16 protein-coding genes and 1 pseudogene are annotated in these 18,036 nt (G+C 32.9%); 4 read left to right on the top strand and 13 right to left on the bottom strand.

What is annotated here, in order from left to right; translation table 11 throughout:
• The first annotated feature begins 40 nt into the window (after nucleotides 1-40).
• On the top strand, nucleotides 41-799 hold the full coding sequence (locus IGL28_RS09060) for a DeoR/GlpR family DNA-binding transcription regulator (RefSeq protein WP_034700821.1): 759 nt from the start codon (nucleotides 41-43) through the stop codon (nucleotides 797-799).
• 227 nt (nucleotides 800-1,026) lie between these two features.
• On the opposite strand, the gene IGL28_RS09065 is transcribed toward IGL28_RS09060, so the two are convergent.
• The 3 genes and pseudogenes from IGL28_RS09065 to IGL28_RS09075 all read right to left on the bottom strand — a co-directional run.
• Nucleotides 1,027-1,986 carry a transketolase family protein gene (locus tag IGL28_RS09065; RefSeq protein ID WP_034700823.1) on the bottom strand — a complete coding sequence of 320 codons (960 nt, stop codon included), beginning with the start codon at nucleotides 1,984-1,986 and terminating at the stop codon, nucleotides 1,027-1,029.
• Complete coding sequence (locus IGL28_RS09070) at nucleotides 1,987-2,844, bottom strand: hypothetical protein (RefSeq protein WP_034700825.1); 858 nt, start codon at nucleotides 2,842-2,844, stop codon at nucleotides 1,987-1,989. It abuts the gene before it with no gap.
• Nucleotides 2,845-4,513: 1,669 nt separating this feature from the next.
• Nucleotides 4,514-4,963: pseudogene (locus IGL28_RS09075) on the bottom strand (tyrosine-type recombinase/integrase); the annotation flags it as partial.
• A gap of 126 nt (nucleotides 4,964-5,089) precedes the next feature.
• Between IGL28_RS09075 and IGL28_RS09080 the strand changes: the two are divergent.
• On the top strand, nucleotides 5,090-5,359 hold the full coding sequence (locus IGL28_RS09080) for a helix-turn-helix domain-containing protein (protein WP_368014347.1): 270 nt from the start codon (nucleotides 5,090-5,092) through the stop codon (nucleotides 5,357-5,359).
• Nucleotides 5,360-5,684: 325 nt separating this feature from the next.
• Nucleotides 5,685-6,365 (top strand): hypothetical protein, encoded by a 681-nt coding sequence (locus tag IGL28_RS09085; protein ID WP_081204120.1) that lies wholly within the window; start codon nucleotides 5,685-5,687, stop codon nucleotides 6,363-6,365.
• Between the two features lie 239 nt (nucleotides 6,366-6,604).
• Here the strand turns inward: IGL28_RS09085 and IGL28_RS09090 are convergent, their stop codons facing one another.
• The 6 genes from IGL28_RS09090 to IGL28_RS09115 form a co-directional block, all read right to left on the bottom strand.
• Nucleotides 6,605-6,853 (bottom strand): hypothetical protein, encoded by a 249-nt coding sequence (locus IGL28_RS09090; RefSeq protein ID WP_081127959.1) that lies wholly within the window; start codon nucleotides 6,851-6,853, stop codon nucleotides 6,605-6,607.
• A 393-nt stretch (nucleotides 6,854-7,246) separates the two neighbouring features.
• Nucleotides 7,247-10,387: a sigma factor-like helix-turn-helix DNA-binding protein gene (locus tag IGL28_RS09095; protein WP_081127961.1), complete on the bottom strand. Its 3,141-nt coding sequence runs from the start codon at nucleotides 10,385-10,387 to the stop codon at nucleotides 7,247-7,249.
• Between the two features lies 1 nt (nucleotide 10,388).
• The gene (locus IGL28_RS09100) at nucleotides 10,389-11,120 is read right to left on the bottom strand and encodes a DUF6339 family protein (protein ID WP_081127963.1); all 732 of its coding nucleotides are present in this window, start codon (nucleotides 11,118-11,120) and stop codon (nucleotides 10,389-10,391) included.
• Nucleotides 11,121-11,122: 2 nt separating this feature from the next.
• Entirely contained in the window at nucleotides 11,123-12,016 is an 894-nt protein-coding gene (locus IGL28_RS09105) for a hypothetical protein (RefSeq protein ID WP_081127965.1), read from the bottom strand.
• Nucleotides 12,006-13,874: a hypothetical protein gene (locus tag IGL28_RS09110; protein ID WP_081127967.1), complete on the bottom strand. Its 1,869-nt coding sequence runs from the start codon at nucleotides 13,872-13,874 to the stop codon at nucleotides 12,006-12,008. Before IGL28_RS09110 ends, IGL28_RS09105 begins: the two co-directional genes overlap by 11 nt.
• 11 nt (nucleotides 13,875-13,885) lie before the next feature.
• Nucleotides 13,886-14,113, bottom strand: coding sequence for a hypothetical protein (locus IGL28_RS09115; protein ID WP_081127969.1), 228 nt, complete (start codon nucleotides 14,111-14,113; stop codon nucleotides 13,886-13,888).
• 210 nt (nucleotides 14,114-14,323) lie between these two features.
• Here IGL28_RS09115 and IGL28_RS09120 point away from each other — a divergent pair, with 210 nt between their 5' ends.
• Nucleotides 14,324-15,184 (top strand): DUF3427 domain-containing protein, encoded by an 861-nt coding sequence (locus tag IGL28_RS09120; protein WP_232088590.1) that lies wholly within the window; start codon nucleotides 14,324-14,326, stop codon nucleotides 15,182-15,184.
• A gap of 82 nt (nucleotides 15,185-15,266) precedes the next feature.
• Here IGL28_RS09120 and IGL28_RS09125 read toward each other — a convergent pair whose 3' ends face one another.
• The 4 genes from IGL28_RS09125 to IGL28_RS09140 all read right to left on the bottom strand — a co-directional run bounded on the left by IGL28_RS09125 (nucleotide 15,267) and on the right by IGL28_RS09140 (nucleotide 17,964).
• Entirely contained in the window at nucleotides 15,267-15,920 is a 654-nt protein-coding gene (locus IGL28_RS09125; RefSeq protein ID WP_081127973.1) for a hypothetical protein, read from the bottom strand.
• Nucleotides 15,921-15,942: 22 nt separating this feature from the next.
• Nucleotides 15,943-16,362: a very short patch repair endonuclease gene (locus IGL28_RS09130; protein ID WP_081204122.1), complete on the bottom strand. Its 420-nt coding sequence runs from the start codon at nucleotides 16,360-16,362 to the stop codon at nucleotides 15,943-15,945.
• 96 nt (nucleotides 16,363-16,458) lie between these two features.
• Entirely contained in the window at nucleotides 16,459-16,932 is a 474-nt protein-coding gene (locus tag IGL28_RS09135) for a DNA cytosine methyltransferase (protein WP_081127977.1), read from the bottom strand.
• 138 nt (nucleotides 16,933-17,070) lie between these two features.
• Nucleotides 17,071-17,964, bottom strand: coding sequence for a restriction endonuclease PLD domain-containing protein (locus tag IGL28_RS09140; protein WP_332107349.1), 894 nt, complete (start codon nucleotides 17,962-17,964; stop codon nucleotides 17,071-17,073).
• Nucleotides 17,965-18,036 lie beyond the last annotated feature (72 nt).

An 18,036-nucleotide genomic window follows, 5' to 3' on the forward strand; every position in this document is an offset into this window, starting at 1 on the left:
CAAAAAAATAAGAACCACGAAATATCAGGGAGTTTATATCATGTTAAAAGAAGAACGACAAAAATACTTATTAGCACAACTAGAGAAGAACGGCATCGTGAAAGTGGCCGATATTGTTCAAGAATTGAAAGTAGCTGATATGACTGTTCGTAGAGATTTGCAGGAATTGGAGGATAAGGGGTTAATCATTCGCATTCATGGTGGTGCCAAACTATTAAATCCTAAAACTTCCGTGATCGAACTAAGTCATCGGGAAAAAAAGGATCTTCATTTGTCAGAAAAAATAGAAATTGCCACAATCATTGCGAATCATATCCACGAAGGCGATACTGTCTTTTTAGGACCTGGAACAACGATTGAATTAGCTTATGATTTCTTGACGATTAACCACGCTAAAATCATTACCAATTCGATCCATGTGTTTAACAAATTCAAAAGTGATCCTCGATTTGAGATCATCCTGATCGGCGGCTCCTATCGAAATAAGACCGGCGCTTTCGTTGGGACGATCGCCAATGATTTTATTGCAAATATCCATGTAAAAAAAAGTTTCATCGGGGTAAATGGATTAGATAAAACATCCGTTTTCACTTCAAATGAAGATGAAGGATTGACTCAACGTTACGCATTGAACAGCGCTGAAACACGATATATCGTAGCAGATCATCATAAACTTGATAAAAAAGATTTCTATGGCTTTTATCCACTCCAAGAAGTCGACTATTTGATTACCGATTCTGCTATATCCGATAGTCAAAAAGAAACTTTTGGCAAACATGTTCAATTATTAATTGATTAAAACTCTTTTAAGTAGTTAAAGAAACGAAAAATTAAAGGAAGACAGCGCCCAAATGGCCCTTTCATCGGGCCAATCCAAACGCTGCCTTTTTCGTTTTCTTCATTCCCTTGATCAATCAAGGCTCTTTATGTATTTCGATTAGAATCAATATTTCATATGCTTTCTTTGATACACTAATTTTTTTCAAGAAATTTTATCCTTTATCATGATCCAGCTCAATTTTTCCGTTATCGATCTAGCTCATTCGCTAATATTGTTTCAACAATCAACTGAACCACTAAGTCAAAACCTTCTGTCTGGATTGGCACATCCGTTTGTTGCCTAAGCTTCACAATCTCTATCTTTCTCAACGGAACAGCTGCTTTATTTTCTGTAAGAGCTCTGTTCACCGCACTGCTCAAGCCACCAATAACTGCATAATTTTCGATAGTGACCACTTGTGTTTTCCCTTTCAACTCGTTAAGGATCAACTGTTTATCGATTGGTTTGATCGTAAACATATCAATGACTTCGCAACTAATTTGACAGGACTTTAACCGCTTAGCAACATTGAGGGCTTCGTAAACTAATCTGCCAGCGACAATAATTAAAATATCTGTTCCATGCCATACAATATTTCCTTTGCCTAATTGAAAAGTCGTTTCTTTTTTATAGATATTAGGTATCCTTTTATTTTCTCCGCGTACATAGTGAATACCGCTCAATTGGCTAAATTCTTTGATGATCCATGCCATTTGCACCTCATCTGTTGCTTCACAAATAATTGAATTTGGGATCATTGTCATCAACGCTAAATCTTCCCCTAGTTCATTGACGCGTTCCTTTCCATTTCGATTAGAAGCGAAATATTCCCCAAAAATATTGATGGTATTTCCACCGTATCCTTCGGAAATAAATAATTGATCAAAAATTTTTCGAATCGCATGAGAATCAAAAAGATGGATAAAAGGTTGGTAGCCAGCTAAACTTAACCCCGCTGCAATACCTACCATGTTCTCTTCATCCACAGGCATGTTGAGATATCTCTTTGGGTGTTCATTTTTTAAATCAACCCAATTACTAAATGATTCAAACTTATTTTCTAACGCAACGATATTGTGGTTTTTTTTCATTAATTCATTTAATGTATCAACTATGCAAGTACGAAGTTCTTTCCTTACAGATAACGAGTTACTTAACTGAACCATTTAGCTCATCCTTTCAAGCTTTTCTTGTAATTTCAAAATCGTTTTTTCTATCTCTTGATGGAATGTTTTAGGAATTTTTTTACTTGAATCCTCATGATCGTCCATTGTTAAGTCTGATAGCACTCGCTCTGGATAACTTTCTAAAACAATACAGAAGGCTTGTGTCGTCCTCATTTTATACTCTTCAATCGCCTCATTGATTGCTTTGATATTTGTCCCATCAACGAGCAACGTATAAAACCCAGCCTTCTCTGCTTTTCTTTTCAATAGATAAGATTTCTCATACCTTTTGCTTAACTGTTCTCGTTTTCTATAACCACTATCAATAATTACCAAGCAATGATCTAATTTAAAATGAGCAATACACTGAAATACTTGCCAGCAACGTTCATCTTTTAATTCGTCTTCATCCATCACTAAATAAACATCATTTTCCTTATTTGCTATTTTTAATCCCATCGCAAGACCTGCAGCTATTGCAACACCGTTATTTAAGTCCCCGATTGTCACATCGATTCCAGGAGTCTTTGAACGATCTAACTTTTTAGGGAGTCTGTCCCCTTGATGACTCATCGTCCATAGCCACTTCTTATCAAAATACCCTAGATTAGATAAAGTACTATATAATTCCAATACCGCATGACTTTTAGCTAAAACTAATTGATCACGATTTCCCCAATCTGGTTTTTTCGGGTCAATCTTCATCTGTTTACCGTATAAAACAGCTAACAATTTGATCATAGAAAAAGAACAATCCATTGATTCTTCTCCTCTTTGTTTAACACTTATCAAAATATCTAGTTGAATGTTTAATGCTAATTTTTCCAATTGAGTCACTTGTTTATGATCAATAGCCATAACGATTCCTCCTATAAATGAATTAGAGAATAATTCATGATGCCATACAGATTTTTCACATGATATGTATACTTGCTCTTTTATGATCTGATCAAAATAAGATGATACTCCTTAATCTACAACCTCACTGGACACTTCCCTCCTTTTGAACTGAGTGTAAAGCCATTTTATGTCATCTTATGTCCCCTTTTCCTTCCCTACCCCTTCATATATAACATAAGTACACATCTCATAATATATTCAGTATATTCATTTATAAAATAAAAAAATAGAAAATATTTAATAAGATAAATTTGTTATAATAAAAACAAAAAGTCTGTTATCATAAAAAAATATTACAACAAAAATTACATTAGCAATATTAAGAATAAAGATACACATAATAAACGAGATACACCTTCCTATTAAAAACGTTATTTTAAAATAACAATAAAAAATATTTATCTTATTCCATTACCAAACTACCTCACTGAAACCGGAGTAAATTGTTTTGTTAAAAATGAAAATGACTCACCCTATAAAAACTCTTTCGGTATTTCCCATCTGAATATTCCGATCCCTCTTCAATCTCACTGCTCCTAATTATTTTAGACTTTTTGATTTCCGGCTGTACTAGGACATACTGGTGCGTTGGTTTACTCATTGAATCTTCTATTTTCAAAATAATTTGCAGTTGTTCGTATAGCTAAATGGAACTCCCCACTCTTCATTATTCAAGCCTCGCTTTAGCAATTCGTGAAAAAATAGAATTGGTAATGTTTGGGCATCCAAAGGAAAAATTGGCGTTCCGTTGTTTTCATTTACGCGGGAAAGAGGATGCACCGATTGCTACTGAACAGCCTCTCTTTAGTAAGTTATCGTAGACCTCAAGCCACTTCTAACAGTCAATCTGAGCTTTTCTTCACTACACACTACATCGCCTCTACATTTTTTATATTTCTATTCTAACCAACTGTTTATTGATATCATTTTTTATCTAATAGTTGCTATCGGTCTATTCCCCGTATTCACCCAATATACTATGTACTTGAATTTGCCAATCGATTTTTTATTTACTATTCTAATCTCGTTTTCACAAATGTATTTTATTTTTTATTTTTTCTATGAACTATCGTTAATGAAAAATTTTATTGCCATACGATTGGATCAACCCCACTATCTATTTTTTCTGATTAAGTAATTACTAAAAGCTTTTCTTTTTTATGTCATCATTAATCTCATTATTAATTACGTGTTTTTAGGAACGTTCTATCTTAAATTAAGTTTGATAAATTGTGCCTTACTTGCTCTATCGTTATGCGTTAATCTTTTGATTAAATCAGGTATAAAAGAGCAATATTTCATTTGTACTATTACTTTCATAACCTTAAGATACTTTTATCAGCTATTATTGGGATAAATCTAAAACCAGTCTCATCATTCAAAAATTCTTTTATAGTATTTAAATTGTATCGGCAACTTGCCAGTATTCCAGCTATCGATTTTTTTGTGTGTTTCGAAAACCACCTGCATAGCAGAAAGCTTTCAAAACACACAAAAAAAAACCCTTGAAAATCAAGGGTTCTCCTACTATCTGGTAACGATAGATTAACGACGGATTTCTTTGATAAGTGTGAAAAGCTCTGGATATATTGATATAGAGCCATCTATGATAGAGTTGACGACAAAACTAATTCTCTAAATCATCAAAAGCATCTAAAGGTGTCATTTTTTCTTCGGAAGTCAGGTGACGATAAAACTCAGAAGTCGATTTGTCAGCGTGTCCTAAGCGAGCTTTTAAAACATCCCAGCTACAGTGTTGAGCAACTAGACTTGCCATCGTATGTCTCGCTAAATGGGTATGAAATGCTTTAGTGATTCTGCAACGATGCATACAACGTTTTACATGATCATTCACGAATTCACGTCTGAATGGAATACCTCTTTTACGTGGCTCTAAGTAAATGAATAGATAGTATTCTTCCACTTTAAAACTGACGGTTGAGCGCATCTCATCTAGGACGTTGATCAATTGTTGCAACTTATCCATGACTAATGGAGTCATAACCACACGTCTTGCAGAACTGACCGTTTTTGTCGTTTCAATTGAAAAATTGACTTGCTTTCCTCGCACAGAAGTGACAGTTCGTAAAGATATTAGAGAAATCAACGAATACATCGAGCCAGTAAAAATCGACAGCAGCATCAAGTTTGGCTTAAGCTTACTTTTCAAAAAAACAAGAATGCGTTTTATATTTTTTCGTCTATTAATAAACAATCTGTTGCCTTTCTAATTTTGGAACACATTTTTTTACATCAATATGCTTCTCTTTCTGACTTGTCTCGTAAATTATTCATCAGTGAATCTACCTTGAGAAGAGGAATTTACCGAATCAATAAGATATGGAAAGAGTATGGATTCTATATTGACCCAAATCATATGGACATTTTAGGCGATGAGAAAAAAATCATCTGTTTTTTTATTGTTACCTATTCGAGAAATACGAATATCTGGATGCTTTATTACCTGACATAGAACTTACTCTTTTAGATGAATTGATTGCAGTCTTATTTGATCAGTATCCTTGTTTGAACATACCTAAAAGGCAAACTTTCTCCTATTTAAATAAAATTCGAACGATGTTGTTCGTTGGAATCAAAAGATTACACAAGGGACACAGCCATCAAAATGAGCTCTATCTTCGTACTTTGCACTTACCAGGCTTCCTAACTTACAGAATTAAATCTTATTATGGAACAATCCATTGCTCAGACACTGTAGTCAATAGATTGTTCCATATTTTTTTGAATCAAGATTACTTTTTTCAAATCACGAACTGCTAACAAAAGCAGCCAACACTTTGACAGTAAATTCGATTTATTCATCATTGTCCGAAGCGTTAAATAATATCGAAAAGCAAGAAAACCTAACTATTCAAAATAAGGAAAAAATGCTCCTATATCTCTATAACGCAACGACCTATATCTGGGGTCCAACTAAAATTTTATACAATCCAAATGAAGAATTCTTTGTGAATCTAAACAACTACTACGATGCTTTTACCCAGAGAATAAAAAAAAAGCTGCATTCAGCCATAATAGATAATGAATTACCAATCTATTATGATGAAACAGTTCTTGATCAATTATTATTTATGTTGGTTACGGCTTGGGACAGTTTATCTTTACAGTTGGAAAACAATGTACCTATAGTGAAAGTTGCTTTGTTTGTGAATACAAGCTATGAACATACCATATTCTTACGTGATGACTTACAATATCATTTGAAAAACCGATTGATAATCGATATACCAAACTCGAAGACGATCACCGATTTTACTGGTTTTTGCCAAGATTATGATATGATCATTACAAATCTATCGACCTTAGAGATTTGTGATCCACCGATCGTCTCTATCCAAACAAATCCAACAGCAAGAGATTTTGAACGGATCCTTTGTCTATATAATCATATAGTTCATAGCAAGGTTGAAAACGATCAAGATGTCTTGGAGAAAACAAACAGCATTTACAGATACTAAAAAAGTGAAGTACTCTTTGAGGATTTATTCTGTGAGTGCCCAACCAATTCACTTTCTATAAATTTCTTTGAGACTTTTTTATTATGAAAATCAATAACAGGACGTCATTAGTATATTCATACGTGTTTCAAAAGTCTCAACTAAATCTTATGAAGTCAATTAGTCCACTATTGGTTAACACTTCATAAAACTCCGAGATAAGCGAAGTATACTGTCTTCTATAATTTCTCGTAGTAGCTCTAGTACAGAAAAAGTTTTCTTTTACACATAAACGCAGCATTTTCAGTAATCCAATTTTGCATCTTAACTGTACCAACTTCATAATAATCTTTTCCCTTATTAGCTTCTTCAAACTCTAGATCTCTAGCAGAAGCAATATTTGGTATAACTTGCGCAGCAACGTTGTACTTAGGATTATCGTCAATTTTTCCAGAAAAACTATCTTTCCACGGAATCCTTGTTGAGAAGTGTTGAACATATTTACTCATAGATGATTACACCCCGATCAATATAATTAATAATGCTTAATTTTATTATATCAAATAAATATTTATAGTGACTAAAGTTAGTAGACACCTGCTAGTTACACTCTTTAACAGATACTTATTCAAATAAATAAAATCACAAATAAATTAAACTACTAGCAAATTATTCTAGAGTACATCTGAAAACACTGGCAGGATACGCATTTTTATGAACTTTTTGTCGTAACCGAGTAATAAAGAGTAACTTATGTGTCCCATATTCAAGCATTTGTGGCGATGATTACGATGAGAACAATGCACAAAATATTTATCGTTGGAATTTTCAGATACAATCTAGATAAAAAAAGGATAGATTTGAGAAATTTTTTCTCAAATCTATCCTTTTTTTTAAATCAGCTATTCTTTTAATTCGAACATTTCACTTCTGCTGTTAAATTTAATTTTTTCTCCATCTTCTAATTCCTGAGGAACAACATCGGCTATTAAACCTCTATTTGATAAATATTCCCGCATTTCTCTTAAAGAAAAACTCTTTCTCCCAGTTTTGTTAAGCTCAAAGACAACAATATCTTCAAAAGATTTTAAATCACTTGTATCTTTTACAATAATTGAACTAACATAATGCATTCCGTTATGCTCTCTATCAATTAAACGATAGCGGTCACTAAATTTATTTATTATATCTTCCAATAAAAAAAGATTCCAATCAAATGTCACGTCAGGCAATGAATCAAAGTTAGAAAAACCCCTCGTTGGATAATAAGGAGCATCAATTTTATCAAAAAAATGATCAATAGCATGTACTGTCTTATCAGTTACACCGCTTTTTTCAAGTGTGGCATATTCTGTTCGCGAAATACGAATTAAATTTTGCTTACTTTCGTTTAAAAATGCATAAATTGTCAATTCCGACCATTGGAATTTCTTTTTGAAATGCTCCAAATCACTTCTTGAAATAATCCCGCTCTTATTAACAAAAAGCTTTTCTAATATAGAAGATGCATTTAGATTTTTTATTTGAATATCACCTTGATTATCTATTATATGAGGATATCTGAAGAGGAAAGAATCATTTAATTTTTTCAATAAAAACTGATAAATTCCAACATCATCTAATTCAGGGTTATTAATAATCAACCTGTTCAGAGTTGACGAAGATAGTTCACTAAATAAGTATTTACTGGAAATATACCCTTTATTTTTTTCTAACAGATGTCGTATAAACTGTTCAACTTGCACCAGATCATTTTCACAAAAATTGACGTGATCAACTACATCAAGTTTCTTTATTCCTGCTCTAAAAATCCTAATATTTCTATCTCCGATACTTGAAATCTGATATTCTTTCAGACCTGGAATTTCTTTCGTGATCTCCTGTTCAGTCATCGCTCCATTTTTTTCTAGTAAATAAATGATTCTTTCATCGGTAGTGATTACTTCTCCATCTATTTTTGTAAAATAATCGCGACTAAAAACGAATTTATCCGGATAATAGTATTTAAGCATTCCATGTAAAAAGTTTCCATTATCAATGTTACTTTCCATAAATAGCCGTGATTTAAATTTTTCATATACCTCATTGTAAGTTAAAGTCGTTTCTTGATTATTTATCCATTCCACTATTTCATCGCGAAGAGAGTCATCAATATATATTTGCGAGGACGCAATGTATACTCCGCGATCTCTGAGTATTATCCGCTCACTCCGTGTGATGCGAGCAGTTAAAGCGCGATTATTAGCTGGTAATTTGATTTGCGGGAAGCTTCTTTGTACTTGTTTCCTAAATTCAATTAAATCCGGATTATCTTCCTGACTGTCTAGTTTTATTCCGTCGCTAAACTCTTCTTCAATGACATAGGCCAAAAGATCGACATCTTGTATTCCAGGTTTAACGTACATTCCATCAGTTATCTTAAAATTAAGCCACTTATTCAAAAAAACAGAGAAGTTATTAAGAGTAATAAAAGACAGTCCGTTATCATTTAATTTAGTAGATACATTATGGTACAAGTTCGCTATATCGCCGATTTCTGCTGCCTCTTTTTCAACTATATTCTGGAATTTTTGAGAAATATCCTCACTGATGACATTTTTATCAATAATTAAATCAGCAAATTTCAAGTATTCATACCGGCTTGATTTTTTATCTAGTATCCAAACAAATACCATACTAAGAAAGTCCTCTTGAAATAACTTTTCAAGATCCGAATAATAAAAAAATCCTCTCGAATGGGATAATATTTGAGCTAAAAGATCAATATCTTTCAACAATTCTGACAGTATCCTTACTTCAATTTGACGTACACGTTCTCGCGTTAAGTCCAACTCCATTGCAATAGTTTGTAATGTGTCTCCTAGAACTCTACCTTCTAAAATTTGTTTTCGATTTGCAGGTAACTCTTCTATATGGTCAATAAACTCTTGGATATAGTTTACTTCAAGTACTGCAAGAAACGGTCGAAGAATACTATAATCTGTAAAATCTAGTTCGATACTTGCTAAATCATTCATTGACTCTACGCCATATTTATTAAAAACACCTGTAACTAAGTCCTTATTATGATCAAGAAAGATATTTAAAGCTTCTTTTAAATCTAAAGATTTTACTGGTTCATATAGGGAAATCGTATATTGCTTAGCACCACTTCTTGATTGTGGTTTAATAAACTGTTCTCTCAGACTCTCAAAAAGAGCATCATAGGTTTGATACAGATCAGCCTGTCTAACCCCTGAGAAATCATATTCAGTTCGATCGATCAAAAAATTCCATAACGTCTCGCTACTGAGTCTTTTGGCCACTTTTTTACTTACTGAAATCTCAAATAGATCGAATAACCCTTTCATTGATTCTGAAAGTATGGAGCGCGGCAAACTTCCGGCTAGTTCATTCAAATCGATCTTAGAATAAAAATTTTGCCAACTAAGCCCATCCACGACTTGATCTATTTCTTCAAAAGAAGTTGTACGCTTCAGCAAACTCATTTTACTTTGCATATATCGATTGAAGCTATCGAGGTTTTCTTCACTAATACCTGAAGTTATCTCAGCTCTGCTGATAGGCAAAATCATTTCAATATTTTTTATAGTCGAAATATTATTTGTTTCGAGAAATGAAATTATGACACCTCTTACCTTATAGGACTTACCTAATAACATTTGCCAAGGATATTTAGAATACCAAGGGGTGGCTTGTTGCCCTGTATTCTCTTTAAGAAGTTGAATGCTGTCTATCTTATTATCAAAATCTGGTATAACATCCTCTAAAATTACAGTTTCCTTAGAGATTTCGTTTTCTTCTGAGACCTTGCTAAGCTCTTGTACTTCATTTTCTGAAGTACCTTTTTGGAGTTTTTTTTCATTTACGAATGCTATTTTTTGCTTTAGTTCTTCAATAAACTCGTAGTCTGCCCCTGGAACAAAATAAAGTTCTTCTATGACGCTCTCTTCTAACTGGTCAACAAGCTCTATTCCTCTTGATTGTAAAAAAAAGCTGATTTTTTCCCACTTATCATCTGATAATAATTCACTAATGGTCATTTTAATGCACCACTTTCATAGCATAATTAAAAATCTTTTCTTCAATCATTTCCGAAGGTATCGCATCTAAAAGGTAAGTCCCCCCTAACAGATTCATATAAATTGCTAGTCTTGAAAAAGACTGTTTAGTCAGTGCATAACCTTCTTTTTCAGCCCTTAGCGCACCTTTCAAGAATGATTGAACTACTTCAGGATTATTAGATGTATTTCTTTCTAAAGCATCGAGGATATAGTTTGCATTTCTGCACACTAATTTAGTCAACGCATATGGATCAGGATTATTTTTGTCATACGTCAAAGAGCCAATCCACCACAATCTAGCCATTGCATTTCTAGTTAATGATCTTTTTCTAGAATAATTAAAAAAGAAATGATTTAAAATGTTATTTGTGCTGTTATTACTATCTATTTTCCAACGATATTTTGTATAGCTCCAAAAGTTCGATAAACATAAACCAGCCCATAATCGTTCATCACTTGCTTGGGATCTTGTCAAAAATTTCAAATTTTCATAAGTAGTTTTTACATTGACAAATTCTGTTGCAAAAGGTTCTTTTGCACTCATATCTAAAGAAAAATTCTCAATAGTAAATTTTGAATCTATGAAAGGATCTTTTCCAAATAGGTCGATTAAGTGTTGATTATCGGGCTTTAAAAAAGCTTCTCTATATAATTCAATATTATTTTTCAAAACGGCAAGCTCATCGCTTGGGACAATTTTTATTTTTTCCATATTTATGCCTCCTCTCCGTCTTCAATAATATTCTCACTAGAGTATCCAGCCACTAAAGTCCCAAGTCCTTTAGATACTGGATAATTTATCAATTCTTGAGCTAAGAAAAACATACTTTTTTCAGTATATCGGGACCATATTCCGTCAATCATTGATAAATTAAATTTTTCATTAAGTTGTTTTTCGAGCGAATTAAACCATAAAAGGTCTTGATATTCGTCAGCTCCCAGGCTTTTAATTTCAGTCAACATTTCTGTTAAAACAGGAACGATAATCATTGCAGATAAGATAGGTTGTAAAGATACCTGATTTCTTAATAAGTTATAGATTCCAAATTCTTTTTCGGGAAGATAAATTGAAATACGATGCTGTGATGCGTCATAATCTATTGTTTCAATATTTGGATTTCGCATAATTTTAAAAATAGAAACAACATTTATCAATTCCTCTGTTTCTTTGTTGATAAGCAATGAAAATTGGTTACCTACTCCTAAAATAGCACCGATCTCAAAGTCAAAAGTATAGCCTTTGAGAAAATCTTCAAAATCTTTGCTGCTGTAATTTTTAATTTCGGTTATAGCAACAATGAAACTTGAAATTTCTACCTTTCCATTCAGTATTTCTTCTGGAATTTTTATTGTTGCTGTCATTTCCTTATCTAAGGGGAAAACCTTTCTGTAAGAAGTTGCAGGACACTCAATGTGGACTGTAATTGCAATAGAATTATTTTGAAATAATTCTATTAATTCCTCGTTTTCTAGTTTCGCTTCAAATACCATTTCTATATCAGAACCATAACGCCCATATTCCATAGAGATATTTAGAAATGAGGATTTATAATCAGTAGAGTCTTTTTCAAGTAATGGATAAGGAAAAGTTTTTGTTCTAAATTCCATATACATCCACCTCCATTGCGACATAATCATCAAAATCAATAGTAACAATAAGTCTTGTTAACGCATCTTTTTTCAAGTTCAAACCTGTTATAACGTTGTTAATAATATTAATTGGAGTATTAGGTATTGCTTTAACATCTAGCAAAGTTGCAATTTCATTGCCAGTTTCACCAATTAACCGTATTCTGATTTTGCTATCTTCACAATCTTTTTCCGGTTTGAAAACAACTGTATATCTACCAGCGTTTTTATCTTGAGCTAAAACTCTAATTTGTGATATTCCAATATGCTTATAATTACGTTTTTCATCTGCATTACCGTAACCTTCTCCCGGCGTGTCTTTTTGGGTTTTAGTTTTATCTATAATTGTTTTTTTTGATTTTTTGTGTCCAGAATTCCCGGGAACAGTAACTTCTCCATTATCGTCCACTTCCTCTTGCAGATATTCTCCATCAGGAACTCCTGATTTCGTTTTTATTCTTTTTACTTCTTTTTGTACAATACTTTTTGACTCGTTAGTAATGGATTCTTCAAGTGCTTTGTTTTTATCATCTTCTGAAATAAGAGGCAAATATTCTCCTACATCAGAATCCACTTCATCTAAACTTTCATAGTCTGAGAGTACTAATAATTCTTGTTTTACAAAATCATATATTCCTCTGATATAATTTTTTAAGAATGGTCTGTTCTCTTCTGCCCTTTTTACTTCCCAGTTAGTATGTGTTGGGTTTTCTAAAGGAATTAATTTATTTTGAATCTCTTTTCCTTCAATTACCATAACAGCTGCTCCAGAAAGCAGGCTGTTTTGAAAAGGGATTTCTTTGATTTTCATTCCTGCGCCTCTATATATAGCTGTTTTATTACTTAAATCATCTTCCAATAATATCCACAATTTTATAAGACCATCGTTGTTATAATTTTCTTCTTTATAATGTGTGGCTGGATTTGTCAAAACATTATAGTAATAGTGAGCATTTTCTGAAAAATAGTCTTTGTAGTTTTCAATTACATCAGGCAATGTATACTTATTTATAGTGATAGATCCGACTTTTACTTCTAAATTTCCTATAAAGATTGCATATAAAAAACCATCTAAAACGGAAGCAATAATTTCTTCTTGCCAATCATTACCCACATTTTTAAAGCCTGCTATATAAATGTCAGTTCCATAGTCTAACTCACCACGCTTATAATTAGGATCTAAAGAAATATTAGTGTATTCAGGATCAGAGCGGTGGGAACCCAAATAACCAATACCTTGGGTGATATCCCCAGCATCATTATTAAAAGATGTAAGACGAGAAATCCCTTGAAATGCTGATTCCCCATCTTCTGCAACTGTATTATAGAAAACAGTACGTAAAGAAGAGGCAGCAAAAGTTGCAAATTTACCAATTCCAAATGATCCCATGGTACCATTTTCTTTGTCTGATACACCTGCTGATTTAGTTAAATTAACCCATGGCGTATTATAGTCTCCCTTTGATCCTGTCAGTCCAGTAGTATGGAAGTCACTTATTCGAAGCATGTTGACAGGTTCATTAATCTGATCCAAAGTCTGATCAAAAAATTTTTTTGCTTTCTTACTTGTCTGACGTTCCCAAAACTCACGTGCTTTTTTAAAAGCATCTTCTAATGAAACACTCCCTGGAAGTGATCTAAAAGGCAATTGAAATAATTCAAATTCAACGTAAGCTGGTTCAGATGAGTTTTTATTTGCATCTAAAGAATTTTGTAATATCTCTCTTGCTAATCCTTTGATAGAATTTCCGCTGAATGTTTCAATACCGGAATCGCTGATACCTTTTACTTCACCTCCATTATTACTTGGAAAATAAAAATTTTCTGCTAATGTCATAGATTTTCACTTCACTTTCTAAATTGAAATTTGTCATCTTTTTTATTTTGCTGAGCTGTAAACTTTTTTTGAACATCTTCTATTTCAGATTTTAAAGCTGTTATTATTTCATTTACCTGCTCACTGGTATATTCATAATTATTTTTGTTAGATAGATTTCCAATTAACCTGATCTTTTTTATTGCGTCGTTAACTCTGCTTTCACCTAAACGAACAAATTTATCTTTTTTATTTTCCATACAAACCCTCCTTAAAAAATCAAAAAAACATGAGTATTTATACTATATTTTTATCACTAAACAGAATATATTTCAATAGATAAAACGTATATATACTACATTATATATATTTAATTAATATAGTGTGTGATAATAAAATATATGGCCTGAAAATATATTATTCGTATCTACTTGATTTTTCGAGTATAATTTTTAAATGGAGGTATGAAAATGGGTAAATATGTGGTTGGAAAAACTTATACTAGAACAGAAATACGGAACATAGAAAATGATCCTGGTACATTAGGAAAATGGGATGGTGGATATGTAGAGCATAATAATGAGATGTTTATTTTATCTACATATGGTGGTGAATCATATACTGGCTTTGATCACGGAGATACCTGGATAGACGAAGAAACCTTCTTTTGGAATGGTAGAAAGAAATCTAACATCAACCATAAGCTTATAAAAAAATTACTTGATCCTAACCTTAAAAATCATTTATTCGTTAGAAAGTCTAACTCAAATAAAAGTAAGCTAAAAGGAGCCCCGTTTACATATAAGGGATTAGCAGTCCCTATAAAGGTAAGTGGTAAAGACCCGATTAATATAATATGGAAGGTCAATTCAGAGATCATGCCATTTATTGAGATGGATGACATAAGCGAATCCAGCAATGTTGAACTGAATTATTCAAACACTGCCTTTTCTGCTGAGGATACTATAACCTTGTCAGAAAAAGAACGCATAAAGAGATCGGCTAGACTAAAAAAGGAATGCTTAGCATCACACAAATATCAATGTGAAATAAGTCCACTTCATGAAACTTTTATATCAAGTAAAACAAACAGAAACTATATAGAAACTCATCATATTATTCCTCTGAGTGCACAAAAATATTATCAGAACAAACTAGATTGCATTGAAAACCTGAGCTGCTTGTGTCCGTCATGTCATCGATTAATTCATTATGGAAAAAAAGAAGACAAATTGCCCTTGCTGACGCAAATATATGAAAAACATATTGATGCTTTAATTGAAAGTGGGATCGAAATAGAATCTTTGGAAGCAGTCTTGCTTTATTACTAATAAAACTTACTAAAAAAGTCCAGGCATTATCTCAGCTTGGACTTTTTTCATTCAAGAATTAACACTTTAAAAATAGATTTGCTTAGGTATAGGACGAAGGAGTTTGATAGGTGTCTAGACTATAAGGTTGTTTTTCTTTTATAGCGATCATTAACTCATCCCAGTTTTTGCATAAATTTTCGAATAATATCCCAAAATTATCTGCCTGTAATCTGCATTGAGTATTAGGCAAATAAGAACCTTTTTTTAATACGGACGCATCTTCATCTAAAAAAGTAAGCCTTCTAGTGGGGAAATAGCCTTGTAGATCAGCAACACCTGTTGGTTCATCAGCTTTCCTATCCCACCCCACAGAAAGCATGACGAACAGATGCGGCAATTTTGCTACTTTTTTACGAAATGATAGTTTATTCCATTCAACAAGCATCCACTTCCCGCCTTGTCTCGTTCCTTTTATGTCAATTTTCCAACCATTTATTGACGCATCATCGTCGTCCCAAATGTTTCTAGGATAATAATTAAATTTCAAGTCTATTGAAATGTTGTGTTTCGAATTTAAAAAATTAGCTAATGCGACTTCTGCAATTTTCCCTATTAAATTATCTCTAGCAATTTCTTTTACACATCTCTTTGATGTATCCGACTGCCCAAATTCTTTTTGTTGGTGTTGCTTAGCGCATTCTTCCGAGAATTCCTTGCGCTTTGCTAGTTGAGCTTCTGTAATCGCTATTTTCATCAATCCATACCTCATTTTCAAACTATTTTTTTAAAGCTATGGCTTCTTTTACTTCCAATACACATTCATCAATATTTTTTAAAACTTCATGCTTTTCCCAAAAACGAATTACTATCCATCCCATATTTCTAAGTTCTTCATTTACTTGCCTGTCTTTAGCCATATTTTTTTCGATTTTAGGAATCCAATACTCCCTATTGGTGTGTATCCGCTTTAATTTTTGATTTTCCCAATCATAACCATGCCAAAACTCTCCATCGACGAAAATTGCAATTTTATACTTTGTAATAGCTATATCCGGCTTTCCTGGTAATTTTTTATAATTACGAAAATATCTATATCCTTCGTGCCAAATTCTTTTTGCTAATAAAGTCTCTGCTTTCCCACCCGTTGAACGTATTTTGGACATCATTTTTGATCGGTATTCTTTTGTCTCAGACATAATATCTCTCCATTCTTAATATAATGGTACACTAAAAAAATATCCCGTACAATGAGAATTAAGACTCGATTGTACGGGATATTCTGATTGTCTATTTTAAGATTTAACTAGTGAAGCTGCAGTATCGCCATCTTCTTGGAATAAAATTTGCGGTTGCAATTTAGGAGTGGCTTGAATATGATCATACTCTTCACCTGCGAAAGTTTTGTGGATTGCCATCAATATATGACGAAGACCTTCCGGTGGGATTGCCATCCCTATTTGTCTTCTTACGCTTTCTCTACTACCTTGAAAATGAAAATGATCAGGAAATGTCTGAAGATCGATGTCTCCTAACAATTCATGATCATGTAAATCAAATGTTCGCACATCTTGGCAATAAACAGAAGTTGCATCAGGATCTTTCAAAATATTAATTTTGTACGTTTCAACTGTGTCTGAATCGTATTCATTTGCCCAAGCATGAGTAAATCCCCATTCTTCATTATGTTGATCTATATATTTTGAAGTAACGGCAACGTAAGCTCCGCCTTTAGGTCCAGCAAATAATTCTCCAGTTTTAAAAATCATAGTAACCCTCCTGGTTTCGAACATACGTTTTAGCAGATGCCTCGAAGTACAGTTTAGCATATGCCAAAAAAGTCAATTGAGGAGGATCAAAAATAATATTTCAAATATAACAATATGTTATGTCTTTAAGAAAATTAATTAGTTCCAACCAAAGTTCATATAAAAGGTTGATTCATCAAGTTTAGTTATATCTACATCTATTCTTCCATAATTCAGCAAATCTTCTTTCGTAACAAAATCCCCTCTTGGAACTCCGATCCGATCTCTGAAGTAGATTCCCATTTCTGAATTATTCTGCGTAGTTTGTATAGCCTTACCATGATCTCCTTGGGCACGGCAGCAAACTAATAAAATATCGTCATCTGTAATAACATTAAAAACTTCACCCACATTTGGAAAAAAGTTGTTCAATTGATAAGTCATAGGAATTGGGATATAAGCTTGATTAGATTCTCTCCCTGGTCTTTGCCCCCAATTTAAACCTGATCTAGGATGTATCTCACCATTTCGCGTAAGAAGAGGAAGCGTAATGGTAGTTCCGATCCCATTATTATCTACTATTCTACTTGACCTCTGCACTCTCCTTGCGTCCTCTATCATGCGTCTAGTTTCTGTGATTGCAAATAAATTTTGGACATCAGGGTTACAACAATCTATAACATGATTTGAAATACTTTCATAGTATAACATCGCTGTCCTAGGGTCGCAGGGACTTAAAATCTCATCATTACTTCGTCTTAAAAAGGCATTTTGTGTGTAATTTGCTGAACCAATATAAGCTTCTGAATTACCGAATTCATCACTCCATATATACAGTTTAGAGTGTATTGGGATATTATTAAGAGAGTAATAGCCGAAAAAACATTCGAATCGCCGATCATTATATAAAAAACCTTTATAATCAGCAATACTGATACCATCTCTTAATACCATGCCAACAATCAGTTCAAGTGATCTGATATAGATGCCTTCTCCCTGAAGAAAGGCTATATGCTGGTTAACCATAGAAGAACTCGCATAGCCGCTGATTATTTTTTAATCAGTAAGACCTCTTCGGGCAGGATCCATAAGTACTTCATCAAATAAATCATCACAAATTAACAT

Source organism: Enterococcus sp. AZ077 (genome assembly GCF_051714965.1).
GTDB classification, from domain to species: domain Bacteria; phylum Bacillota; class Bacilli; order Lactobacillales; family Enterococcaceae; genus Enterococcus_B; species Enterococcus_B hirae.

Excerpts from the sequence above, each read along its gene's own strand:
- IGL28_RS09070 (WP_034700825.1), bottom strand. The coding sequence starts at position 2,844 with ATGGCTATTGATCATAAACAAGTGACTCAATTGGAAAAATTAGCATTA.
- IGL28_RS09135 (WP_081127977.1), bottom strand. The coding sequence starts at position 16,932 with ATGATTTTTAAAACTGGAGAATTATTTGCTGGACCTAAAGGCGGAGCT.
- IGL28_RS09060 (WP_034700821.1), top strand. The coding sequence starts at position 41 with ATGTTAAAAGAAGAACGACAAAAATACTTATTAGCACAACTAGAGAAG.
- IGL28_RS09065 (WP_034700823.1), bottom strand. The coding sequence starts at position 1,986 with ATGGTTCAGTTAAGTAACTCGTTATCTGTAAGGAAAGAACTTCGTACT.
- IGL28_RS09105 (WP_081127965.1), bottom strand. The coding sequence starts at position 12,016 with ATGGAATTTAGAACAAAAACTTTTCCTTATCCATTACTTGAAAAAGAC.
- IGL28_RS09120 (WP_232088590.1), top strand. The coding sequence starts at position 14,324 with ATGGGTAAATATGTGGTTGGAAAAACTTATACTAGAACAGAAATACGG.
- IGL28_RS09090 (WP_081127959.1), bottom strand. The coding sequence starts at position 6,853 with ATGAGTAAATATGTTCAACACTTCTCAACAAGGATTCCGTGGAAAGAT.
- IGL28_RS09110 (WP_081127967.1), bottom strand. The coding sequence starts at position 13,874 with ATGACATTAGCAGAAAATTTTTATTTTCCAAGTAATAATGGAGGTGAA.
- IGL28_RS09125 (WP_081127973.1), bottom strand. The coding sequence starts at position 15,920 with ATGAAAATAGCGATTACAGAAGCTCAACTAGCAAAGCGCAAGGAATTC.
- IGL28_RS09130 (WP_081204122.1), bottom strand. The coding sequence starts at position 16,362 with ATGTCTGAGACAAAAGAATACCGATCAAAAATGATGTCCAAAATACGT.
- IGL28_RS09095 (WP_081127961.1), bottom strand. The coding sequence starts at position 10,387 with ATGACCATTAGTGAATTATTATCAGATGATAAGTGGGAAAAAATCAGC.
- IGL28_RS09100 (WP_081127963.1), bottom strand. The coding sequence starts at position 11,120 with ATGGAAAAAATAAAAATTGTCCCAAGCGATGAGCTTGCCGTTTTGAAA.
- IGL28_RS09115 (WP_081127969.1), bottom strand. The coding sequence starts at position 14,113 with ATGGAAAATAAAAAAGATAAATTTGTTCGTTTAGGTGAAAGCAGAGTT.